Below are 22,985 nucleotides of genomic sequence, written 5' to 3' on the forward strand. Positions count from 1 at the left end.
CACCGTTACTCCGCCGCCATTGTTTCGGGGGCCAACCGACCGGCCAACGTGTTGCAATACCAATCCACGAATTGCAGCACACCGGATTCCTGCGTCGGCGAATACGGGCCAGGCAGATAGGCCGGGCTGTTGATACCCAGCTGATTATCCTCGACCACCTGACGGTCTTCGTCATTGGTGGCAATCCAGACCTCAGTCAGACGTTTCAGATCGTAATCGATCCCTTCGACGGCATCCTGGTGAACCAGCCATTTGGTTGTGACCTCGGTTTCAGTCGGGCTGATTGGTGTGACGCGGAACACGATGGAATGATCAGCCAGAAAGTGGTTCCAGGTTGTTGGGTAGTGAAATTTCAACAACGCCCCTGCATCCGCAAAAGGCGACCGGCCAAGCCAGCGCCGCACGGCGGATTTCCCATCCATCGTATAGCTTTGCGCCCCTTCTTTCAGAGGCATCCGGGCCATACGAAATTGCCCGTCATCATGCAGGTAGAATTGCGAGGGCATCCCAGCGGCTTCGCACCTGTCAAAATGGGCTTGCATATGCAGCGGCGTCTCACCCCCTTCGATCCCTGTGACTGCAGGATCATCAGGGAAGGTACGGCATAGCGCGGGATGGTTACCACCGCAGTGGTAACACTCGCGGTTATTCTCCCAAACCAGCTTCCAATTACCTTTTTCAATGATTGAACTTTCAAAAGCCACTTTGGCGTTGCCCAGATCATGCGGCTCCAGATAAGGGCGTGCGGTATTGGCGAACATGTCGAAATCTGGGGCGTTGTCCGCAAGACAGATGTAAACCAACCCGGCAAGCTCGCGGCAATGCACTATCTTCATACCATGCTGTTTGGGATCGAAATCCGGCCCCATATCGCGCGCCCACAGCAATGAACCATCAAGCTCGTAGGTCCATTGGTGATAGGGGCAAACCAGCTTAGGCACATTGCCTTTTGTAGCCTTGCAAATGATCGAACCACGGTGGCGGCAGGTGTTGTGAAACGCCCTGATTTGGTTGTCAGCACCACGCACAATGACAACGCGGTGGGCGCCCACGGTGTAGGTAACGTAGTCCCCTGCTTTCACCAGTTCACAAGCCGGAATGGCAAACAGCCAATCGCGGTAGTGGATGGCTTCAAGATCGGCCTGAAAAACCTGAGGGTCTGTGTAAAAGGCCTGCTCGAGCGCGTGGCCGGGGATGCGACGTGCCAACAGGCTTTGAATGCTGTTCATTTCTGGCTCTCCTGCCGCGCCCCGCGGCATTGCTTGGGCAGATGACAAGGAGGAACCGTCCGGAGGCGCGCGAGGATCACGTCCGAAACATGTGCCCCCACCGCCACCCGCGGTTTGACATATCTGCAAGGCTGGTTTCCGGACTTGAAAGGGGCTTGCGCCCGGTTGCGACACCTTCCCGGGATCCTCGTCCCAGTGGTTGATTGCCGAACCTGACCTTCCTTACCGTTGCGGGGGCAGTGCCGGAATTTCACCGGCTTCCCAATTCTCCGCTGTCTGAGACTCATACAGCGGCACCTCACATACACAGGATAGAGTCGCGCGGTTCTTATGCTGAGAGACTTGCGACATTTTCAGTTTCAAAACAGACATCTCGATGTTCGGGTCGGATCCGGGTTTGTGCAGTAAAACCCCTGGATACATTTCAGGCACAAACCCGCAATCTTCCGCTCGGCTGGTTTGGCGGTATAAGACATCTTCATAACCGTGCGTCCGTTACGTGCCATCGCCCCAAATGCTGAAAGTAGGAGAGCCCCAATGGAAATCAGACCCTTTGGCGTTGAGATGTGGATGAATGAGTTCGAGACGACCTGCGAACTCAATCTGGCTGAGACCTGCGTTCAGTCCATCACGCTGGGCGAACTGTTCGACATGGCGGGCCAGCACAATAGCATTCTGAACGATCTGTCATCCATGAAGATGACCTATGGCGCAATTGAAGGGTCAGAACGCCTGCGCGATGCGATCTGTGGCCTGTATGACAGTCAGGGCCGGGATAATATCCTGACGACGCATGGGACCATCGGCGCGAACTCGCTGGTGCATCAGACGCTGGTATCGCGTGATGATCACGTGATCTCTGTAATCCCGACCTATCAACAACACTATTCCATTCCCGAAAGCATCGGTGCCGATATCGAATTGTTGCATCTGCGGCCCGAAAACGCGTTCCTGCCCGATCTGGACGAGTTGCGGGCGATGGTGCGACCCGATACGCGCCTGATTGCGATCAACAATCCCAACAACCCAACCGGGGCGCTGATGGATCGCGCATTGCTGGAACAAATCGTCGAGATTGCGCGCGACGTTGATGCCTGGCTGCTTTGTGACGAGGTCTATCGCGGAACGGATCAGACAGGCGACGGCTTCACCGTCGCGGTCGCGGACCTGTACGAAAAAGGGATCAGCACGGCAGGCATGTCAAAGGCCTATTCGCTGGCCGGGTTGCGGGTTGGCTGGATCGCCGGACCCAAAGAGATGCTGCATGACGTGATGATCCACCGGGATTACAACACGATCTCGGTCGGCAAGATTGACGAAATGCTAGCCGCCATGGCGCTGGAACATCGCGACAAGATACTGGCGCGGGCGCACCGGATCACTCGCGAAAACTTGCGGATCGTTCAGGATTGGATCGTAAATGAGCCGCTGCTCAGCTGGGTGCCACCAAAATCCGGCACTACGGCCTTGTTGAAATACGATCTGCCGATGGCTTCACGCGATCTATGCGTGACGCTTTTGCAAGAAGAAGGTGTGATGCTGACGCCGGGCAGTGCTATGGACATGGAAGGCTGGCTGAGGCTTGGCTACACCAACCCGACACAAGATTTGAAAGCTGGTCTGGCCCGGATTTCGGAATTTCTGGCGCGCCACGCCAAGTCGTAGCGCGCCAAACGGCCGCGCAAGAATGTAGATTCAACCCGTCTTGCGCCGTCTCAAACGTCCTGTCCGATCAAAAGAGACGACAAACCCCATGAAATTGGTAGATGTCAGATCGCATGCTCTAGAGGGCATGAAGAGGCTGCAGCGCAAGACCATCCGTGGTCGATTTTCAGAGAGTAAGTAAGATTGGAATCCGCTACTCAATTTGTTGATACAGCCTTTATAGGGCTTTGCCTGTTTTGTGCTAACCTGCTGTTTCTAAGAAAGCGCGATACCGGTGTGTTCATGCCACTGGCCGCGCTGTTTCTTATACAAGGCCTGTCCTCTCTTGGCGCTTTGATCGCCGACGCGTCCGTAAGTGAGGTCGAGTTCAACCTTGTGATGCGCGTCAGCGTGCTTGTGGTTGTGTTCGATTTCGCAAGCCCCTTTTTGTTTTGGCTTTATGTCCGCGCCTTGACCAGCGAAGCGGATGAAGCGCACAAACCAAGGCTGCGTTATCACCTGCCTCCGATCATCATATCCGGGCTGCTGATGTCATCGCTGATGTTTCTGCCAACGGATCTGAGCGATGTGGACCTTCCAGAGGACGATCCCCGGTTGTTGCGGTTTGTGTTGATCGCCTTGGCGGTTTTGGTCGCTGACGTATTGTTTCGGATCATAATGGCCGTTTACCTGATCCTAATCATCCGAATGCTAATGACATACCGCAAACGGCTGCGCGAAGTGTTTGCAAGCACCGAAAACCGTGAGCTGACCTGGGTTTGGGTGATCACTTTGGCAGCTATGTCATTTTGGTTTCTATCCGCTGCTGTCAGCATTCTTACAGTGTCCGAGGCCGTCGGGTTCGAGGTGCAAGATGAGTTGCTTGATTTCTTGGAAAGCCTTGCCCTGCTGTTTCTGTTCTGGGTCATTGGCATATGGGGCCTACGCCAACGTCCCGGCCTGACCCGAACACCTGTCTCAGATCCGCCGGACCCGGATGAGCCAGCCGAGCGCAAATACAAGAAATCTGCCCTTGATGAAGAACGCGCTGCGCGGATTGCGAAGAAAATCGAAACGGCGATGAGCCAGGACCTGCTTTATCGCGAACCGAACCTTAGCTTGTGGGATCTGGCCAAGCATATCGGTGTCACATCGCATTATGTTTCGCAAACGTTGAATGCCAACCTGAACAGCACGTTCTTCGACTATATCAACCGGTGGCGGATCAATGACGCAATCGAGCAATTGACCTCGACCGACGAGACCATTCTGAACATCGCGTATGATGTTGGCTTCAATTCGCGCTCAGCCTTTTACAAGGCTTTTAAGCGCGAGACGGGGAAAACGCCTTCTGACGTACGCAACTAGTCTGGGAAGCAACTGAACCAGCACGATCACCGCGCTGGCTCAGTCGACGAGGCATTTTCTGTCAGGTCTTAAAACTGGTAGGCGACTGACACGACGGCTGCATAGTTTCCTTTGGATTTCACAATCGGACTGTCCGCCGCATCGCCTAACAGACGCGAATAGGCCAACAGGCCGGTAACACCCCAGCTTCTGCCGATCTGTTTGCTGACGCCAAGTTCGACATTCAGCGCATTTACACCGGACTCCGCCCGGTATTGGCGCAGACCTGAACGGGCGGATTGGGCTGAGGTCACACCAAAGAAACTTTGGTTGTAGTCCTCATCTGCCCAATCGACAGAGACCCCACCGATCAGAACAACGCCGTTTTGGCTGGTTTCGTCGCTATAGGGTCGGCCTGTGGGGGCCAGCGCACCACGGATCACGCCAAACGGCACCTGCGTTTGCAGACCCAGTGACACAACGGTGCCTTCCGAGCCACCCAAGAACTTCCTGACATCCGCCGTCGCGGTCAGGCTTTGACCCAGATCGAACTGAGTACCCAGCGACAGCACAGCGCTATTGTCGATATCGCCCAATCCTTTCAGATCGTCGCTATCGTCTTCGTCCCGTCCGCCGCCATAGCCAACAGCCGCAGACACACGAAACCCATTCTGATCGTACAGAAAGGCACCCAGTCCCTGATCCGAGATTACAAACCTGTCCCGCCAAACGCCTTCAAAAGTGACCAGCGGTGCCAGTTCATACTCATCCGATCCTTGATATTCGGGGACCAATCCACCGCCTGCGCCGATGTAAAATGCCCAGTCTTTGTCCGAAGCCGATAAGGTGTTGGCAACCTGGGCGGATAGTGGCGTGCTGCTCAGCACAACGCCAAATCCAATTGCGGCAAACCTTCCGCAACTACGAGAATTCAATGTCATGAATTTCCTCAATCTTCTTACTGTTTTGATGACGGCCAGGGACCGTCGGGCGTGTGACTGACAAGGCGTTTCGACATGCACCCCATCACGGGCGCATCGGCAAAACGCCCTGATCAGACGCAGCACCAAACTATCCTTCATCCGAATGATTGCCGTCCCGTCCGGTCGAACGGGACATCCCCAGCTGTTCTCGCCGATGGGTCGAGACGCTTAAAACATGTTGTTCGGCTTAGCTTTTCCCCACCACCGCGTGATTACGCAGGGGCCATGAAACAAAGGAGTAGAAACGTGCAACATAAGCACAGAAAACGCATTTTCATTCGAAGACGTTACAAATCCGGTCGTGTTCTGGATACGGACACCAAACAAGCCCTGCTGCTGTTGCTTGCAATGCTCCTGGCTTTTGGCATCGCCTCGGCACAAAAGGCCTTAGCTGCTGATATCCGACCCAAAGATGGTGTCTGGCAAGGCGCAACAACCGTTCGTCAGGTCAACGGTTGCACACCTGAGATTCAGCAAGAGATCAAAAGCGGGCCCCAGACCGAAATCCTGTATCACGACTCGATGACCTTTAAGGCCCCGTTCGATTTCAAACAGTTTAACCGCGTGCTGGATGCAGATGTGAGCTGGACCAAACAAGGCCCTAATCAGTGGCACGGCACAGTGGTCGAAACCGAGCGTACTATGTTCGGCGCAGTAACCAGCACCACTGAGTTAAAAACCCTTGTCGCCAGTGACACACGGATCAATCAAACCGCCGTCATGACCGTTTCATTTTCGCGCCGGCTGGCAGAAAAGCTTGGGGTTTCCGCGCCGTGCGTCGTTGATATCGATATCATCCACCGGCATCTGGGCCCATGAAACCGAACGTCCATCAGACCCTCGGCTGGAAACGCCCTTAGCTCGTTTTTGCTGTCGATGCACCCTTTGAGGCGAAACGGTCCAGAAACGGAATGGTGAACATCCCCAGGAACACCAGGTTGCCGATCAGGTTGAACGGCGCGCCCGCCAGCACAGACCCCAGGCTGTCGACGCAGAACCATGTCCAGATCGATACGAGGATGACCCGTTTTGAGAATGCGGGCGCGATGCGCATCCCCTCGCCCACGAGCGCCCAGAGCAGGATACCCCAACCGACCATGATCCCCCCGCCGATCGCGCTGAGCAGTCTTGCCCCCTCGGACGTAAGTCTCTGCGCGCCATCGAGCGGCCAAAAGATCAGATCGCCAAAAAAGGTTGGCACCGCTGCCATGGCGGGATGGGCCCCCATCCAGATGACGCCGCCGAACAAAATCACCAACCCGGCCCCGGTTTTTAGAAGCTTCTCTTGCAGGTCCATGACATGTCCTTTCTTCTCATATTGGTGATTGAGATCTAAGACTGCACAGGTAATGTATGCAATTACCTGTCAGGTAAGGATTGTGATTTATTCGGCACATAACCGCGAGGGAGGACAGTTTTTGCCACAGTTCGGTTCGCTGCTGAAAGGCTGGCGCGGCACCCGTGGGCTGAGCCAGCTGCAACTGGCAGGTCTCGCGAATGTTTCAGCGCGTCATATCTCGTTTCTGGAAACCGGTCGCGCGCAACCCAGCCGCGACATGGTGCTACATCTGTCCGAGGTTCTGGATGTCCCCAGACCCGAGCGAAATCGCCTGTTGTACGGGGCCGGATTTGCCGCGCTCTATAGGCAGGAAGCCCCCGACAGCGCCTTGCTGAAACCCATCAATGATGCAATCACACATCTTCTGTCGAGACACGATCCCTACCCCGCGATTGTTCTGGATGGGCTTTGGCGATTGCGACATCTCAACACAGCGGCAAGCGCGTTGCTGACGGTTGCTGGACTGTCCGAGGGCGATAGCTTGCTTAAAGCAGTTTGCGACCCGGATTGGGGGCCCAGCATTATCGAAAACTGGGGAGAGGTTGGCCACCATACGATGGTCCGGCTACGTTCCGAGAGTTTACAGGCCGGCGGAGTATCCGAACTGGACGAAGCTGTCGCGCGGTTGGCCGCCGATCCGGCCATTGCAGCCTGGCGACCTACCGGACCGTTGCCGCCTGTGATCCCCACAATATACCGAGCTGGTGGCTTGCGCCTCAGCCTGTTTTCCACCTTTTCCCAGTTTCGCACCGCAGAAGACATTGTGGTCGCCGATCTGAATATCGAGCTGATGTTTCCCGCCGATGAAGAAACGCGCGACGCTTTGAGTGTATTCGCTGCTGTTGGCTGACTGCGGGGCGCGATCTGCTAGCGGACTAAGCATGTTGCTGAAACACGCCCAGAATCAAACTCATAAGCTCTAGCAAAGCCTGATCCTTTCCGGGTGTGTTCACTTCAATCGTGGAATGGTCGTTTAGAAAGGATTGCCGGGTCATTTCACCTTCTGACAGCGCCAGCAAAGAGTCATAGCTGGTGCGCAGCACGACATCAGGGTTTGTTGCTTCTGCATAAGATACACTTGCAGATCCGTCTGAGGCCTTCAGTTCAAATGCCTCGCCATCCACAACAAGGCTTGCCACCAAACTCAGATCCCCAGTGCAAACACGTTGCGCGGCAGCGTTGAGCGTTACCGCGACTGTACGCAGGTTTCCGGGTCGGACAATTTCGCCCGTATTGGGAAACAGTGCACCAAACATCGCCAGCTCAAAAATCAGGTTGCCTGTTCGGCGTCCCAAATCTGTCAGTTCATACAGCATCGCACCATGGGGGCCATCGCGTCTGGCAACCAGCCCATCGGCAACCAACTTGGCAAGCCGATCGGTCAGCAGGTTTGCAGCGATCCCGCTGAGCCCGCTTTGCAGGTCGGTAAATCGCGCTGGATCGGCATGCAGGTCCCGCAAGATCAACAACGTCCATCTGTCACCTATGCGATCCAATCCGCGTGCGATCGGACAGAGCAGTTTATACGAGCGTGGCTTAGCCATTGCACACCTCACGGTTTCGTTACTTTATTTTTTAAAGTAACCGCTTTATTCCCCTAACTATCGAATGGAATGGAGTCGATGCAATGTCAACACAGCCCAGGATTTTGGTGACAAGTGCTGGTGGAAAAACCGGCCTGCCTGTAGCCCTTCAATTGCTTACCAAGGGTGTCCGCGTCCGCGCCTTGGTGCGTTCCAGAGATCATCGCGCAGATCGCCTGAAAGCGGCTGGCGCTGAGGTTTTCGTTGGCAATCAATATGATATGAGCGATTTGCGCAAAGCGATGCAAGGTGTGCAACGCGCCTATCAATGTGCCCCGACCGCTCCTAACGGATTACACTTCAATGCTGCCTTCACTGCGGCAGCCTTTGAAGCCAAGATCGAGCATGTGGTCACACTTGGACAATGGCTTTCAAGCGTTGATCATCCGTCTCTGTTCACGCGCGAAGTGTATATCAGCGACATACTGATTGGCATGCGCCCTGAAATGAGCGTGACGACGATCAATCCGGGCTGGTTTGCCGAAAACTATCTTATGGGTGTTGGGCTGGCAGCACATCTCGGGATACTGGCGATGCCGTTGGGTGACGGAGAGACCAGGAAAAACGCCCCACCCTCGAACGAGGATATTGCGCGTGTCGCTGTTGCTGCCTTGTTGGATCCAGAAACACATAGTGGTCAAGCCTATCGACCCACCGGGCCCGAACTGATCTCTCCAAACCAGATTGCTCATGACATTGGTGAAGCACTTGGGCGTCGCGTGCGGTACATGGATATCTCGGAACGAATGATGCTAAAGGCGCTCAAGGCAATGCCCCCGTCAAATTACTCCGAAGCCGCGGCCTCGCAGCTCGCGCTTTATTCCGAAGAATACAGGCGAGGGACTTTTGCTGTGAACGCGCCAACAGACGCTGTAGCACGGTTAGGTGGGCAAGAGCCTGATAGTTTTTTGACCATCGCAAAGCGAACAGTCGCTGTACGCCCGGATTTGGCCCGCAGCACATCACGTACAATCGCGGCAATGGGCGGCTTTGTCAGAATGTTGCTCACCCAGCCACCCGATCTGGACCAGATTGCGAACGACCGTGACTTTGTTCCGATCGCAATCCCTAAATTCAGTCAAGACGACCCCGCCTGGCGCCGCACCCATGCCGTTTCCAAAGTTCTTAACTCCAGAGAGGTCGCCTAACATGACTGCACTGATGATATCGACCATCAAAGTAACCGATCCTGCCGGATTTCGGGACTATATGGCCAAGACTCAAGAGATCGCCCGTCCGTACGGTGCCAAAGCCCTCTTCAAAGGGATGCGGAGTGCCACTCTCAACGGCACGGATACCGAGGGTGACATGGTCGTTGTTGTTAGCTTCCCTGACATCGAAACTTTGGAGCGGTGGAATACCTCGGACGATTACAAAAAGATCGTAGCCCTGCGAGATGCCAGTTCCAGTCAGGTGATGACGGCCTATAGTGCCTTTGAATGATACACGGTCCCACCCTTTAATGGGTGGGATCAAATCCATTTAGATTGAACTATTTGCACAAGGTACTTTTGATGAAACGAGCTTTTACCAACATACTGACCCATGATGTCGCTGCGACGGCCGCGTTCTACGAAGATCTGTTGGGCCTGACGCGCAGTGGTGATTTTGGATGGTTCATCATTTTGTCCGATGATGGTCTGCCCGGATTCGAGCTTGGCATTCTTGACAAAGATCACGAGTCAGTTCCTGATATTCTGGCGTGCCCCCCGCTGGCGCCATCCTCACCTTTGTCGTCGACGACGTCGAGGAGTTGTATCGCAAAGCCATTGCAAACGGGGCGGAGATACTCCAGCCGCCGACCGATCTGTTCTACGGCCAACGACGCCTGATGTTGCGCGACCCCACCGGAACAGCCGTGGATATCAGTTCTCTCATTCGCTAGCGGGCACCCTCACCCTAGAAAAAAAGGAACCGTTTGATATGGGCATTCCAACACCCCCATATACCGGCCAGTGTCTTTGCGGCGCAGTGCGTGTCACCCTCACGGCCGCGCCCCTACTGACTGTGGCTTGTCATTGCGCCGACTGCCAGAAACTCACGGCCAGTGCGTTTTCATTGACCACGATGTTTCCGCGCGACAGCTTTGAATGCACCGGCGCGCTAGTAACGGGAGGGCGACACTCGGCCGAGCGGCGGCATTTCTACTGCCGCTCCTGCCTCTGTTTTGTCTATTCCGAGGTTGGTCAAACAGACCGGATCAACCTGCGCACATCCGTGTTGGACGAGGCCGACAAGTTTGAACCCTTTCTTGAGGTTATGCGTGAAGACAAGTTGGAATGGTCCAACACTCCCTCTGTCCATCGCTACGACAGGTATCCGACCAGCCCTGAAGAGTTGCAGGCATTGATGTCAGCTTACTCGACCTGGTGCGCACCCGGTGGCTAACTGCTTGATCCCAGGGTGTACCGCTTGCGCTCAGCCTCCATCGCTGCGCGCCATTCGGCCCGCAATAGGTCCATCCGACGTGGGATTTTGTCCGGCAGAATCTGTCCTTGAACGATCAGTTCCGTTCTGAAGTATCGAAACCCCTCACGAAGCTCGCACCAGGCCGCAATGATCCGGCCCGCGTCCCGATAACCCAGTAAGATCGGCCAGATCACCCGGTCCGTCAGAGTATTCTTGCTGTCACGATAGGTCAGCGAAATCTTCGCACGTTGCCTGATGGCCTGGCGAATGTCAGCCGCTGACAAGGCTTCTGACACAGGATCAACAGGCGCGACGCTTAGGATGGGGGCCGCAAACGACGCCTCGAACCGTGCCGGGCTGACCGTTTCGATCTTTGACAACAACTTTTCCGCAGCCAGCGCCAGCTCTGGCTCGCCACGCGTTCGCACCCATTGCGCGCCAAGAATTGCCGCTTCGATCTCGTCCGAAGTCAGCATTAGGGGCGGCATGTGAAAGCCAGCCTCCAGCACGTAGCCAACGCCAGCTTCGCCCTGAATTGGTACGCCCTGGGCCATCAGGGCAGCGATGTCGCGATAGATGGTTCTTCTGGTCACGCCAAGCTCAGCGCCAATCGCCTGCCCCGAGATCGGAACCTTAGCTCGTCGCAGAATTTCAATAATCTCAAACAGCCTGTCACCGCGTCTCATTCCACTCTCCTTGTGGGGTAAGATATCCATGCTGACAACATGCTGTCAGCAGAGGGCGTGTAGATATCAGATCAGACCTGAAACAGGAGATAAATGAATGAAGCACATCCTATCTATGGCACTTGCAATGCTCTTTGCGGGCAGCGGCGGTTCAGCTGCACAAGACGCGGCGCTTTTGGCCATGGGTGCTTATGTGCAGGCCGATGACATGCAAAAATCCGAAACGTTCTATCGCACACTGTTCGCGCGGGATCCGATAATCCAACTGGAGGGGTTTGTCGCTTTCGATATATCGGGCGGTTGGTTTGCGATCGTGTCACGCAACAAATACGCGCCTGACGCCAAAACAGGCACCGGCGCGGTCCCATATATTAGGTCAGGTAGCTTAAGCACGCTACGTACCCGAATTCAAAACACAGGCGCTGAGGCACCCGAGATTCTTGAAGAACCAGGCATTCACTTGCTCAAGATCACTGACCCAAACGGCCAACTTGTTGAGTTTTTTCAGCTTATCAGCCAATGAAACAGTGCCCCCGACAAAACCGGGGGCACCTTCTTCTGGTTACCGGTTTCCAATCCGGCGCACCGGACCATCGAACGTGGGAACCGACAGGACAAAGGGATCAGTCGGGTAGCAGATTGCCTGTTCCTCGAGCATCGCAATCGCGATTTCTTCGCCCATGCGCAGGCTGTCATAGTAATCCGAGTAATAATGCACACCGGCCATATTGCGCCCGATCGAGATATTGGCAGCAAGCTTGTTCAGCTCACCTTCCAGGGTCAGTGGGCACTTGACGACCTTGCGGTCAAGCTTATCACAGCCTTTCTTCGGCGCTGTATATTCGCTCGCCTCAGAAATAGAGCGGTAGAACCCGTCCTTGCCACAATTGCAGCTATCGCGATCAGCGTTTTTGCCCAGAACTGTGCTGGTGTCAAAATAGGCTTTCAACACTGTTACACAGGCACCCGCAACGGTCGCATGCCCGGCACCATAAGCTGGATGCATCGGAGAACCTTCACCGAAGGCCATAGGCAGCAAAAAGTTACCTTTGTTGAATTGCTTTGGCTGCCTTGGGTTACCGTGCGCGATCTTGTCGAGGGTCGATTTACCATCGCGCCCTTTGTTCGACATCAGATCATCACACATCTTGCTGAAAGCCCCGCAAAGACTGGGGTGATATTGCTCGATCACATCAGCCTTTGCGAGCCGCGCAGCCAGTGCTTCAGGGCGCAGACGCAAATGGTTATTGAACTTTTGGAACCGAACCGCCTTCAGCGCGCGTGTCGCCACTTCGGTCACCAGAGTCAGAATATGTGGACCACCATAAAGGGCAAACCCGCCCGCATTCTGTGGTTGACCCGAACTAGGATCGTAGACATCGCGCATGCCCGAGAGATTTGCAAACCCCGGATCAAACGGCGTGCCCATGCCCAGCAGGATTAGACAAGCATTGAGATAGGCCTGATAGAGCGCGTCGTAGTGCACATACGTAGCCAGATCGCGCGGTGTTTTTATGAAACAGCGCTTCTTCTCGCCAAAATCCTGACCAGCGCCACACATATTGACGTCATAGCCCTGTTGAACATCAAGCCACTCTTTCCATGTCTTCATGTAGTCATCGCCTTTGGCGGCAACCAAAACACGCTGGTCTACCTGCTGAGCACCAAAGCTGATCAACCCGTCCTCTAGATCAACGGATCCAGCCTGATCGCGGGTACCAATCAACATGAGCTGAGACAGGTACGGTCCCTTGTCACAGCCCGGGGACGAGCCTCTGAAGGCAGTTTGAGCATCCAGCGTAGTTGTTGTCGCACTTGTGCGACCTCTGCCACCTGGGAAACCGGCTTGGGCAAAATCAAGCGCATTCAGCCGCGCGACTGAGTTGGACAGCTGAGCACCACCGGTTTGAAACTGTGAAAATGACACATCGCGCAAAATGGCCAACTCGTAGACTTCGGCCATCTCAAAGGTCAGCTCGTCGCTACAGAGTTCGGGTGCGGGCGGCATAGTTACGGCCTGCGCATCGGGCCCTTCAAGGTCATAGACCACACCGGCAGTCGGTGCCTCCCACTTTCTGCGCCCCTTTCCCCTGGGCGGGGTTGGGACAGGAACCCGGGATGTGAACGGCTCGATCCAGCCTTCATCAATGGCCTGACGAAAAGCTTCGAAATGCCCTTTGTCATCAACAAGCCCGGTAGCAGAGTTGTGATTGAGCCCCTTGGTAAAGCTCATCGGATAATGTGCAGTGGCGTATCTCTGCTCGTCACCATTGGCAATGTGATCTGGGTGTACCCGGTCATGCGCCATGCGTGCAGCGGACACCCGGCCTTCAAATGCGGCCTCTCGACGGTTGACTGCCATGTCTAACACTCCTTTGAAAATAAAAATTTTAAATTGAATTGGTCTTAAAACGCTGACGCGAAAATAACGTCAACGCGTGCTGGTCTCTATCACAGAGCGTGTTTGTCCGCCGTGAAACAGATCACGTTTGCCGATAGATTGGCCGGTGGCCTACCGGGAAATAACCGGATCAGGCACAGATGATGTTATGCGGAAGTCGCTGAAAGGCTCTGACGCAGATAGCCTAAGGCGATTTCGGTTGCGTCATCCGGGCTGAGGTTTCCGCCCTTGAACGACAATCGAATGTAGAGCCCATCAATCAGAGATGCCAGCGCCACCGCAACCTCTTCAGCCCGCGTGCCGACAAGTGGTTTCAGATTGCTTTTCAGATTGGATTGCAGCCTGTGATAGTAGATATGCAACAGGCGTTCAGTGTCTTTGGAATATTGCGCCTGCACATAGAAGCTTAGCCAGGCATTGGTGATGCCGGGGCGGAAGTTCTGACTTGAAAAGCAAGAAATAATAATGGCTTCTAGTCGTTGTTCGGGCGTTTCCGCCTGCGCCAAACCTTTGCGCACATCGGCCCCAAAGATCGTCAGAATGCGCCGCATGGCCGAGATCAGAATCTGTTCCTTGCTGCCAAAATAATGATGCGCCAAGCCGCTGGACACTCCGGCAACATCCGCGATCTTTGCAACCGTAATATCGGTTGATCCAGTCCGACCAATCTCGGCAATGGCGGCTTCGATGATCTCGTTTTTGCGTATGTCTTTGATTTTTGTTCTTGGCATATCCAGCGCCTAGTTCATCATAGAAACAGGGTCAAATAAATTGATTATTGACTAATGAATCAATTTTTTGATTATACGTCAACAAATATACAAGAAACCAACGGGAGAACATGATGTCTTTTAAAGTGACTGCAACGGCGCTGGCGGCGCTTCTGAGCGCAAACGCAGCTTATGCCGCCTGCGACAAGGTTACATTTTCGGATGTGGGATGGACAGACATCACCGCGACCACGGCGACGACCACAACCATTCTTGAAGCGCTGGGTTATGAGACGGACGTCAAAGTCCTATCCGTGCCGGTGACTTACAAATCGCTCGAATTAGGGGATGTGGATGTCTTCTTGGGCAACTGGATGCCCACGATGGAGGCCGACATCGCCCCTTACCGCGAAGCTGGCACCGTCGACACCGTGCGGGCCAACCTGAAAGGCACTCAGTACACCCTGGCCACCAACGCGGCGGGCCGTGACTTGGGCATTGCCACTTTTGCCGATATCGCCACCCATGCTGACGCTCTGGATGGCACAATCTACGGGATCGAGCCGGGCAATGACGGCAACCGCATCGTTCTGGACCTGATTGCCGAAGACAAGTTTGGTCTATCCGCGATGAACCTGGTCGAAAGCTCGGAACAGGGCATGCTGGCGCAAGCATCGCGCATCGACGGTCGCGGCAAACCCGTGGTGTTCCTGGGCTGGGCGCCACACCCGATGAACTCGAATATGGAGCTGACCTACCTAACCGGTGGTGAAGAATGGTTCGGCGCCGAGGGCGACGTCTATACCAACACACGCAGTGGCTATGTCACCGAATGCCCCAATGTTGGTGCGTTGCTGACCAATCTTGAGTTCACGCTGCCGATGGAAAACGAAATCATGGCTTCCATTCTGGAAGATGGTCAGGATCCAGCAGATGCGGCCAAGGCATGGCTCGCAGGCAATATGGACACTGTCGAGGTTTGGCTGGACGGGGTCACAACGCTGGATGGCGGTGACGCGAATGCCGCGGTCAAAAGCGCTCTGGGTCTCTGATCTCAGCTATAAACCAACTCTGTCTCCGGCCCTTATTTCTCTGTGAGGGTCGGAGATTTTTTGTGATGTGAAAGGGAAACCATGGATTGGCTAGAGGGTTCGAAAATCCCGGTCGGGAAGTTTCTCGAACAGATTTTTTTGTGGGTGCAAAACAAGGGTGCATTCTTTTTTGATGCCCTGGCAACGGGCCTCGAGGCGCTGATTGACGGTATTTTGTGGGTTCTTCAAACCCCCAATCCGCTGATCACGGTGCTTGCATTTACGGCAATATCCTATCTTTTGCAGCGCAATTGGAAGACCAGTGTACTGGTGTTTCTGTCTTTCTTGTTTGTGATCAACCAAGGCTATTGGGAAGAAACCACCGAAAGCCTGACTCTGGTTCTGTCAGCCTGTGTTGTCTGCATGTCAATCGGTGTGCCAATTGGAATTGCCGCAGCCCATCGCCCGCGATTTTTCAGCTTTTTGCGGCCAGTTCTGGACCTGATGCAGACGCTACCAACCTTTGTCTATCTGATCCCGGCAATCGTCTTCTTTGGCATCGGAATGGTGCCCGGACTGATTGCGACGGTTATCTTCGTTCTGCCCGCCCCGATCCGCCTGACCCATCTGGGTGTGTCGTCCACACCCGAATCCCTGCTCGAGGCCGTGGATGCCTTTGGCGCGACCCCGTTTCAGAAGCTGGTCAAAGTCGAGATCCCGTGGGCCTTCCCGCAAATCATGGCCGGTTTGAACCAGACGATCATGTTGTCGCTGTCGATGGTCGTTATCGCGGCACTTGTCGGGGCCAGCGGTCTGGGTGTTCCGGTTGTGCGTGCCCTGAACCAGGTCAACACGGCGCTTGGGTTCGAAAGCGGCCTGGTCATCGTGGTTATCGCCATCGCGCTTGACCGGATGCTTAGAATGGAGCGCTGATCATGACAACCGCAGTCAAATTCGACAATGTCTCCATTGTGTTTGGGGACAATCCGAAACGCGCCTTGCCCGAGATGGATCAGGGCAAAGACCGCGCCGAAATCCGCGATCTGACGGGTCAGGTTCTGGGTGTACACGATTGCTCGCTGACGGTGGATGAGGGCGAGATTCTCGTCCTGATGGGCCTGTCCGGGTCCGGCAAATCAACTCTGCTGCGCAGTGTGAATAGCCTGAACCCTGTGGTGCGCGGCGATGTGCAATTGCGCCATCAGGGATCGTTGGTGAACGTGAACCGCGCAGATGCGTCCACCCTGCGCTCCATCCGTCAAAGCAGCGTCGCGATGGTGTTTCAGCAATTCGGCCTGCTACCCTGGCGCAGCGTCCGTGAAAATGTTGGCCTTGGGCTGGAACTGAGCGGCGCACCGCAAAAAGAGACCATCGAGCGCGTGGACCGACAACTGGAGCTTGTTGGTCTGTCCGAATGGGCCGATCTGAAGGTTTCAGAACTGTCAGGCGGCATGCAGCAACGCGTTGGGCTGGCGCGTGCCTTTGTCACAGAGGCACCGATCCTTTTGATGGATGAGCCATTTTCGGCCCTGGACCCGCTGATCCGGAACCACCTGCAAAACGAGCTGTTAGAGCTTCAGCGCGAACTTAAACGGACGATCATCTTTGTCAGCCACGATCTGGATGAAGCCTTCAAGCTGGGCGACAAGATCGCCATCCTCGAAGGGGGGCGCATCGTACAAAGCGGGACGCCAAAACAGATCTATACAGACCCCGCGAACGCGTATGTGACGGAATTTGTCAATCACATGAACCCGCTGGGCGTGCTGACGGCCGAAGATGTCATGGGGCCGCCCGGTCAGGCTGAGGGGCGCGAAATTCCGGCGGAGATGGCGGTGAAAGATGTCATGTCAATCCTGCCCGATGATGGAACACCTTTGATCGTCATGCGCGACGGATCGCGCCTGGGCGAGATTTCGAACACCTCACTGGTCAAAAACCTGTCCGAGCGGTGCTGAGCAACAGCCCCAATGACATAACGGAATATCAAGATGGACTTTCAACCAAAGGCCAGCCATTTCGTAAATGGCGCCTATATCGAGGATGCAAACGGAATCCCGATTTCCTGTGTCTTCCCTGCAAATGGCGAAGAGATCGCACGCCTGCATTCGGCCACACCCGAGATTGTCGAGCTTGCCGTCAAAACGGCGCGCGCAGCGCAGATTGAGTGGGCCAAACAAACCGGTACCGAGAGGGGCCGGGTTCTGCGGCGTGCTGCAGATCTGATCCGCGCCCGTAATCATGATCTGTCCTGGTTGGAAACGCATGACACGGGCAAGCCGCTGCAGGAAACGATCTGCGCCGATGCAACCTCGGGCGCGGATGCGCTGGAGTATTTCGGCGGGCTTGCCGCCAGCCTGACCGGCGAACATATCCCGCTGGGTGAAGATTGGGCCTATACAAAACGCGTCCCATTGGGCGTGTGCGCCGGTATCGGGGCGTGGAACTACCCCACTCAGATCGCGTGCTGGAAAGGGGCCCCTGCCCTGGCCTGCGGAAACGCGATGGTCTTCAAGCCCTCCGAATTTACACCGCTGAGCGCACTGAAGATTGCCGAGATTCTGATCGAGGCTGGCGCGCCTGCAGGTCTGTTCAACGTCATTCAAGGCTATGGCGATGTAGGCGCAGCACTGACACAGCATCCTGATATCGACAAGGTCTCACTGACCGGGTCGGCTGCGACCGGAGCCAAGGTTTATGCCTCGGCGGCAGCAGGCATGAAGCATGTGACGATGGAGCTGGGCGGCAAGTCTCCCTTGATCGTCTTCGACGACGCGTCGCTTGAGGACGCGGTTGGCGGCGCGCTGCTGGGCAACTTCTACTCGACCGGTCAGGTCTGTTCCAACGGAACGCGCGTGTTTGTTCAATCCGGGATCAAGGATCGTTTTCTTGAACGGCTGATTGAGCGCACATCCATGATCATCATCGGCGATCCCAGGGACGAAGAAACCCAGATGGGTCCAATGGTATCGGCCCGCCAGCTTGAGATCGTCGAAGGCTACATCGCCAAAGGTAAAGCCGAAGGCGCAACCCTCGCCTATGGCGGCGCACAGATCGACAGAGATGGGTTCTTTATTGAACCGGTCATCTTCTCGGATGTGCGCGATGACATGACCATCGCCCGGGAAGAGATATTCGGCCCGGTCATGTCGATCCTTGAGTTCGAGACCGAAGACGAGGTGATCACCCGTGCTAACGACACCGAATTGGGGCTAGCAGCGGGCGTTTTCACCTCGGACCTGACGCGCGCGCATCGGGTCATTGATAGCTTGGATGCGGGCACCTGTTTCATCAATTCTTATAACGACGCGCCGGTCGAAATCCCTTTTGGCGGGATGAAGAAATCGGGCGTCGGGCGCGAGAACTCGAAGGCAGCAATCGAGCATTATAGCCAGCTCAAGACAGTTTTCGTGCGCATGACACCGGTTGAGGCTCCTTACTGATCATGACCAAGCTGAATGCAGATTACATCATCATCGGCGCAGGCTCTGCCGGGTGTGCGATGGCCTATCGACTGTCTGAAAACGGCAAACATTCGGTGCTGGTGATCGAATTTGGCGGCTCGGATGTGGGACCCTTCATCCAGATGCCTGCGGCGCTGTCCTATCCGATGAACATGCCCCTATACGATTGGGGGTTCCAAAGCGAGCCGGAACCCCATTTGAACAACCGACGTTTGGCGACGCCACGCGGTAAGGTTATCGGAGGATCGTCGTCAATCAACGGGATGGTTTATGTCCGTGGTCATGCGCTGGATTATGACCATTGGCAGGATGCCGGCGCTGATGGCTGGGCCTACAAGAACGTGCTTCCCTATTTCAAACGGATGGAAACCTGGAACAGCGCCGGGCACGGGGGCGACCCGATGTGGCGGGGTACGGACGGGCCGCTTCATGTGACGCGCGGCCCGCGAAAAAACCCGCTGTTTCACGCCTTTGTCGAGGCTGGTCATCAGGCCGGATACGAGTTAACCGAAGACTATAACGGCGAAAAGCAAGAGGGCTTCGGCCCGATGGAGCAGACCGTCTACAAAGGTCGCCGTTGGTCTGCCGCGAATGCCTATCTGAGGCCAGCCCTGAAGCGCGAAAACTGCCGCCTTGTTCGCGCCTTTGCCAAACGGATCGTGATCGAAAACGGACGCGCGACCGGCGTCGAAGTGATCAACGGATCAAAAACCGAGGTTCTGCGTGCAAACCGAGAGGTGATTGTGGCGGCCTCGTCCATCAACTCTCCGAAACTGCTGATGCTGTCCGGCATCGGACCGGCCGCGCATCTGCAACAGCATGGCATCGAGGTCGTCGCCAACCGACCTGGGGTTGGGCAGAATCTGCAGGATCATCTGGAACTCTATATCCAGATGGCCAGTAAGCAGCCGATCACACTGTACAAACATTGGAACCTGATCTCCAAGGCGGTGATCGGGGCACAATGGCTGTTCTTCAAAAAGGGTCTTGGGGCGTCGAACCAGTTTGAATCGGCTGCGTTTTTGCGGTCTGATCCGTCAAAAACCTATCCAGATGTACAGTACCATTTCCTGCCCATGGCGGTGCGGTATGACGGCAAAGCCGCTGCCGAAGGTCATGGGTTTCAGGCACATGTCGGCCCCATGCGATCGCCGTCGCGCGGGTCGATCCAACTACGGTCGGCGGATCCGTTGGCCGCGCCGGAAATCCGGTTCAATTATATGAGCACTGAGCAGGACTGGATCGATTTCCGCAGGTGCATCCGCATGACACGCGAGATTTTCGCGCAGAATGCGTTCAAACCCTATGTGAAATCTGAAATCCAGCCCGGCGCGGCGCTGCAATCCGATGACGATCTGGACGGGTTCATCCGCGAACATGCCGAAAGCGCCTACCACCCCTGCGGCACCTGCAAGATGGGCCGAGCGGACGACAAAACAGCCGTGGTGGACCCAGAATGCCGCGTGATTGGAGTGGACGGGCTGCGCGTTGCTGACAGTTCGATCTTTCCACGTATTACCAACGGGAACCTGAACGCACCCTCGATCATGGTGGGGGAAAAAGCGTCTGATCACATTCTGGGCCAAACGCCCCTGCCGCCGTCAAACGCTAAGCCATGGTTGCACACGAGTTGAAAGTCAGAATGCGCGCCGACATCGGCACGCATAGAATGGGTTGGTAGAAGCAAGGTTACGATTGGATCAGGATAGGCGCGCAAGAAAGGCATCCGCAGTCGCAATGTATCGATCTCTTCTCTCTGGCTTCATTCGGGCCGCATTTCGGCACATCATAGCCCAGCGTGGATTTCGCCCGAGATTGTCCTGATGCTTAATTATGAACCGCCAATACAGGGCATCCCAGACCTCTGACCAAGGCCCTTTGGCCCAATGGCTCATTTTGCGGATGTAGTTTGAGCCACAGAAATAAGGTTTGGTCGTGATACGCCCGCCATCTGCGTGCTGGCTCATGGCATACGTATTTGGGACCATGACCCAATCGTAACTGTCCACGAACATCTCCATGAACCAGCGGTAGACGTCGTCTGGATCAATTTCACACAGAAACATAAACCCACCCAAAACCATCAGCCGTTCAATGTGATGGCAAAATCCGGTCTGAAGAACCCTCGTGATGGTATCGTCGATTGGGCCTATCCCTGTTGTGCCATCATAAAACGCTGTCGGCATCCTTCGGCTGTGTGCCCAATGGTTGGTCGTCCGCATACGTACGCCAAGGTCTTCATAGGTGGCACGCATAAACTCTCGCCAACCAATGATCTGACGAACAAAACCTTCTATGGAATTGAGCGGGACGTCTCGGGATTGCGCATAGTCAAGAGCTGCGTCGATTACTTGTTTTGGGGTTAACAACCCGATGTTCAGAGCGGGTGTCAGGACCGCGTGCCAGAGCCAGCTTTCGCCTTCGACAATTGCATCTTCATAATCGCCGAACCGATCAAAACGTCGCTCGAGAAATTGATTCAACCAAACCTCGGCGGCCTTATGAGATGTCGGGTAATACAGCCTGTCAAGCAAACCATAAGCATTTGGAAAATCTGCGTTTATACTATCCCTTGCAGCGTGATCCAGCGCGCCATGTTCCGGCCAGTCGATCCAAGGTAGACAGCCCAGAAGGGCTTTGGGAACTTTCTTGCGGTTGTCGTGGTCAAAGCTCCATTGTCCACCGATTGGTTCATCGCCATCCATCAAAACATCCAGCCGGCGCCGCTGATGCTTATAGAAGTCGGCCATGAACCAGCGTTTGTGACCACTTCGCCAAATTTCATTGTCTGCCTGAGTATTCAGAAATCCGGGAGATGGACGAAATTCGAGTTTGATACCCGCATGAAGCGCGGCCTTCTGTAGGCGCTTCTCTGCGATGAAGTCTACCGGGTCAGCCATCACAACCGAACTGACACCGTCCTGTGACAGCCCCTGGAACAAGAGACGGCACGCATCTGTTCGCATTTCATAAGAAAAGATTTTGGCATTCAGGCCTTTATCCAGCAGGTTGCGATGATACCGGGACATGCTTGCACGGTGCAACCAAAGCTTTTGCTTGTGCATCTTTGCCGGGTACTGCGCGTCGCCAAAGAACAGAGGATCCTCAAACAAGATCACACGCGCCGAAGCGTCGACTAAACCTGGATGGTCGACATAAAGCTGATTGGGAAGAATGAGTGTCGCCGCGGTCAATCCATATCTCCAAGCTAGAAAGTCAGTAGTCCCAGCTTATGAACATCTACACCGGAGCAGAAAGGTGTGTCAGTTCGCCAATGCCGTTGATAGGGCAAGAACCGAATCTTCGTAGCTGTTCACGAAATCTGCACCCTCCGGCCTATGGACAAGAGGTGGGAAGACCACATTCTGCATCCCCAACTCTTCAACAGCCCGCAACGCTGCCATTGGTGGATCTGCTTCCCAGATCAATACCTCTGCACCTGTCTGTTGTTTGAGATCAAGCAGTTCGGCCAATTGCTCCGAATTTGGAGCGGCCCCAGCCTCCCACTCAAGCGATGCGATTTCCAGACCGTAGCGGCGACCGAAATACTGATACCTTGGATGCGTCGCGATCAGAGTGACATTTGTGCCGCCCGCAAGCAGCGATTGGGCTGTCTGATCCAACGCCAGCAACTCAGCGCGGAGCGTATCGAGCCGTGCAGCAATTTCATCGGGCGGGGCAAGCGCACGCTGAGTTGCGGCCTTCGCAATTGCCTCCGACTGCGTAATTGCCAAAGTTGGATCAAGCCAGGTGTAGGATGCCAATCCCTCATGCGAGTGTTCTCCACCCTCACCATGGCTGTGGGTGATACTTTCGGTAGCGATGAATCGGTCCTCAAGCGCGGCAGAGGTGTTGACCAACCGGGATCGCGGCAGAGACACGCGATCAATCCAAGTGGCAAAGGCGGCACCGTTCAGCAGGATCAGGTCTGCCGATTGGATCATGCTGATATCGGCGATAGCGGGCCGCCAAAACGAAGGATCGACATCTGCGGGTACGGGAAACACCACATCTGCGGCATCCCCTAAAAGGCGTTCGGCAAAATACTGCAACGGATAGTTAACTGCTACAATTCTTGGCCGTTCTTGTGCGGTCGCAAACGTGGCCACCAGCAGGCCCAGAACCATCAGCGCACCACGCATGAGCATCCTATGCATGA

At 55.2% G+C, this 22,985-nt stretch carries 24 protein-coding genes and 1 riboswitch; of the genes, 14 read left to right on the forward strand and 10 right to left on the reverse strand.

The window, feature by feature from the left end:
• Nucleotides 1-5 precede the first annotated feature (5 nt).
• A complete protein-coding gene (locus ACR0EL_RS07465) occupies nucleotides 6-1,229 on the reverse strand; it encodes an aromatic ring-hydroxylating oxygenase subunit alpha (RefSeq protein WP_480499140.1) in 1,224 nt (407 codons plus the stop codon).
• Nucleotides 1,230-1,341: 112 nt separating this feature from the next.
• A riboswitch (cobalamin riboswitch) is annotated at nucleotides 1,342-1,545 on the reverse strand.
• Between the two features lie 221 nt (nucleotides 1,546-1,766).
• Between ACR0EL_RS07465 and ACR0EL_RS07470 the strand changes: the two genes are divergently transcribed.
• Both ACR0EL_RS07470 and ACR0EL_RS07475 read left to right on the forward strand, forming a co-directional pair.
• Entirely contained in the window at nucleotides 1,767-2,894 is a 1,128-nt protein-coding gene (locus ACR0EL_RS07470) for an aminotransferase (RefSeq protein WP_480499141.1), read from the forward strand.
• Between the two features lie 183 nt (nucleotides 2,895-3,077).
• Nucleotides 3,078-4,241, forward strand: a complete 1,164-nt coding sequence (locus ACR0EL_RS07475) for a helix-turn-helix domain-containing protein (protein WP_480499142.1) — start codon at nucleotides 3,078-3,080, stop codon at nucleotides 4,239-4,241.
• A 68-nt stretch (nucleotides 4,242-4,309) separates the two neighbouring features.
• Here the strand turns inward: ACR0EL_RS07475 and ACR0EL_RS07480 are convergent, their stop codons facing one another.
• Nucleotides 4,310-5,161: a MipA/OmpV family protein gene (locus tag ACR0EL_RS07480; protein ID WP_480499143.1), complete on the reverse strand. Its 852-nt coding sequence runs from the start codon at nucleotides 5,159-5,161 to the stop codon at nucleotides 4,310-4,312.
• Between the two features lie 288 nt (nucleotides 5,162-5,449).
• Here ACR0EL_RS07480 and ACR0EL_RS07485 point away from each other — a divergent pair, with 288 nt between their 5' ends.
• Complete coding sequence (locus tag ACR0EL_RS07485; RefSeq protein WP_480499144.1) at nucleotides 5,450-6,022, forward strand: hypothetical protein; 573 nt, start codon at nucleotides 5,450-5,452, stop codon at nucleotides 6,020-6,022.
• Between the two features lie 37 nt (nucleotides 6,023-6,059).
• Here ACR0EL_RS07485 and ACR0EL_RS07490 read toward each other — a convergent pair whose 3' ends face one another.
• On the reverse strand, nucleotides 6,060-6,500 hold the full coding sequence (locus tag ACR0EL_RS07490) for a hypothetical protein (protein ID WP_480499145.1): 441 nt from the start codon (nucleotides 6,498-6,500) through the stop codon (nucleotides 6,060-6,062).
• Between the two features lie 121 nt (nucleotides 6,501-6,621).
• Here ACR0EL_RS07490 and ACR0EL_RS07495 point away from each other — a divergent pair, with 121 nt between their 5' ends.
• Nucleotides 6,622-7,392, forward strand: a complete 771-nt coding sequence (locus ACR0EL_RS07495) for a helix-turn-helix domain-containing protein (RefSeq protein WP_480499146.1) — start codon at nucleotides 6,622-6,624, stop codon at nucleotides 7,390-7,392.
• Between the two features lie 25 nt (nucleotides 7,393-7,417).
• Here ACR0EL_RS07495 and ACR0EL_RS07500 read toward each other — a convergent pair whose 3' ends face one another.
• Nucleotides 7,418-8,086, reverse strand: a complete 669-nt coding sequence (locus ACR0EL_RS07500; RefSeq protein ID WP_480499147.1) for a winged helix-turn-helix transcriptional regulator — start codon at nucleotides 8,084-8,086, stop codon at nucleotides 7,418-7,420.
• An 83-nt stretch (nucleotides 8,087-8,169) separates the two neighbouring features.
• Between ACR0EL_RS07500 and ACR0EL_RS07505 the strand changes: the two genes are divergently transcribed.
• Both ACR0EL_RS07505 and ACR0EL_RS07510 read left to right on the forward strand, forming a co-directional pair.
• On the forward strand, nucleotides 8,170-9,273 hold the full coding sequence (locus ACR0EL_RS07505; RefSeq protein ID WP_480499148.1) for an NmrA family NAD(P)-binding protein: 1,104 nt from the start codon (nucleotides 8,170-8,172) through the stop codon (nucleotides 9,271-9,273).
• A 1-nt stretch (nucleotide 9,274) separates the two neighbouring features.
• Nucleotides 9,275-9,568: a DUF1330 domain-containing protein gene (locus tag ACR0EL_RS07510; protein WP_480499149.1), complete on the forward strand. Its 294-nt coding sequence runs from the start codon at nucleotides 9,275-9,277 to the stop codon at nucleotides 9,566-9,568.
• Nucleotides 9,569-9,597: 29 nt separating this feature from the next.
• Here ACR0EL_RS07510 and ACR0EL_RS07515 read toward each other — a convergent pair whose 3' ends face one another.
• Nucleotides 9,598-9,804 (reverse strand): hypothetical protein, encoded by a 207-nt coding sequence (locus tag ACR0EL_RS07515; RefSeq protein ID WP_480499150.1) that lies wholly within the window; start codon nucleotides 9,802-9,804, stop codon nucleotides 9,598-9,600.
• A 23-nt stretch (nucleotides 9,805-9,827) separates the two neighbouring features.
• Between ACR0EL_RS07515 and ACR0EL_RS07520 the strand changes: the two genes are divergently transcribed.
• Nucleotides 9,828-10,010, forward strand: a complete 183-nt coding sequence (locus ACR0EL_RS07520) for a VOC family protein (RefSeq protein ID WP_480499151.1) — start codon at nucleotides 9,828-9,830, stop codon at nucleotides 10,008-10,010.
• 38 nt (nucleotides 10,011-10,048) lie between these two features.
• Nucleotides 10,049-10,513, forward strand: coding sequence for a GFA family protein (locus tag ACR0EL_RS07525; RefSeq protein ID WP_480499153.1), 465 nt, complete (start codon nucleotides 10,049-10,051; stop codon nucleotides 10,511-10,513).
• On the opposite strand, the gene ACR0EL_RS07530 is transcribed toward ACR0EL_RS07525, so the two are convergent.
• A complete protein-coding gene (locus tag ACR0EL_RS07530; RefSeq protein ID WP_480499155.1) occupies nucleotides 10,510-11,220 on the reverse strand; it encodes a helix-turn-helix transcriptional regulator in 711 nt (236 codons plus the stop codon). The two genes, ACR0EL_RS07525 and ACR0EL_RS07530, sit on opposite strands and share 4 nt — an antisense overlap.
• A 97-nt stretch (nucleotides 11,221-11,317) precedes the next feature.
• Here ACR0EL_RS07530 and ACR0EL_RS07535 point away from each other — a divergent pair, with 97 nt between their 5' ends.
• Nucleotides 11,318-11,743, forward strand: a complete 426-nt coding sequence (locus ACR0EL_RS07535) for a VOC family protein (RefSeq protein WP_480499157.1) — start codon at nucleotides 11,318-11,320, stop codon at nucleotides 11,741-11,743.
• A gap of 39 nt (nucleotides 11,744-11,782) precedes the next feature.
• On the opposite strand, the gene ACR0EL_RS07540 is transcribed toward ACR0EL_RS07535, so the two are convergent.
• Both ACR0EL_RS07540 and betI read right to left on the reverse strand, forming a co-directional pair.
• Nucleotides 11,783-13,582, reverse strand: coding sequence for a vanadium-dependent haloperoxidase (locus ACR0EL_RS07540; protein WP_480499159.1), 1,800 nt, complete (start codon nucleotides 13,580-13,582; stop codon nucleotides 11,783-11,785).
• 185 nt (nucleotides 13,583-13,767) lie between these two features.
• Nucleotides 13,768-14,352 carry a choline-binding transcriptional repressor BetI gene (gene betI, locus ACR0EL_RS07545; RefSeq protein WP_480499161.1) on the reverse strand — a complete coding sequence of 195 codons (585 nt, stop codon included), beginning with the start codon at nucleotides 14,350-14,352 and terminating at the stop codon, nucleotides 13,768-13,770.
• A 113-nt stretch (nucleotides 14,353-14,465) separates the two neighbouring features.
• On the opposite strand from betI, the gene choX reads away from it, so the two are divergent.
• The 5 genes from choX (at nucleotide 14,466) to betA (ending at nucleotide 20,460) form a co-directional block, all read left to right on the forward strand.
• A complete protein-coding gene (gene choX / locus ACR0EL_RS07550; protein WP_480499164.1) occupies nucleotides 14,466-15,383 on the forward strand; it encodes a choline ABC transporter substrate-binding protein in 918 nt (305 codons plus the stop codon).
• Nucleotides 15,384-15,464: 81 nt separating this feature from the next.
• Nucleotides 15,465-16,295, forward strand: a complete 831-nt coding sequence (gene choW, locus ACR0EL_RS07555) for a choline ABC transporter permease subunit (RefSeq protein ID WP_480499166.1) — start codon at nucleotides 15,465-15,467, stop codon at nucleotides 16,293-16,295.
• Between the two features lie 2 nt (nucleotides 16,296-16,297).
• Nucleotides 16,298-17,320 carry a choline ABC transporter ATP-binding protein gene (gene choV / locus ACR0EL_RS07560; RefSeq protein ID WP_480499168.1) on the forward strand — a complete coding sequence of 341 codons (1,023 nt, stop codon included), beginning with the start codon at nucleotides 16,298-16,300 and terminating at the stop codon, nucleotides 17,318-17,320.
• A 33-nt stretch (nucleotides 17,321-17,353) separates the two neighbouring features.
• On the forward strand, nucleotides 17,354-18,805 hold the full coding sequence (betB, locus tag ACR0EL_RS07565) for a betaine-aldehyde dehydrogenase (protein WP_480499170.1): 1,452 nt from the start codon (nucleotides 17,354-17,356) through the stop codon (nucleotides 18,803-18,805).
• Nucleotides 18,806-18,816: 11 nt separating this feature from the next.
• The gene (betA, locus tag ACR0EL_RS07570) at nucleotides 18,817-20,460 is read left to right on the forward strand and encodes a choline dehydrogenase (protein ID WP_480499458.1); all 1,644 of its coding nucleotides are present in this window, start codon (nucleotides 18,817-18,819) and stop codon (nucleotides 20,458-20,460) included.
• A gap of 66 nt (nucleotides 20,461-20,526) precedes the next feature.
• Here betA and ACR0EL_RS07575 read toward each other — a convergent pair whose 3' ends face one another.
• A complete protein-coding gene (locus ACR0EL_RS07575; protein ID WP_480499172.1) occupies nucleotides 20,527-22,020 on the reverse strand; it encodes a cryptochrome/photolyase family protein in 1,494 nt (497 codons plus the stop codon).
• A gap of 69 nt (nucleotides 22,021-22,089) precedes the next feature.
• Nucleotides 22,090-22,983, reverse strand: coding sequence for a metal ABC transporter substrate-binding protein (locus ACR0EL_RS07580; RefSeq protein ID WP_480499174.1), 894 nt, complete (start codon nucleotides 22,981-22,983; stop codon nucleotides 22,090-22,092).
• Between the last annotated feature and the right edge of the window lie 2 nt (nucleotides 22,984-22,985).

Source organism: Ruegeria sp. AH12, assembly GCF_056541465.1.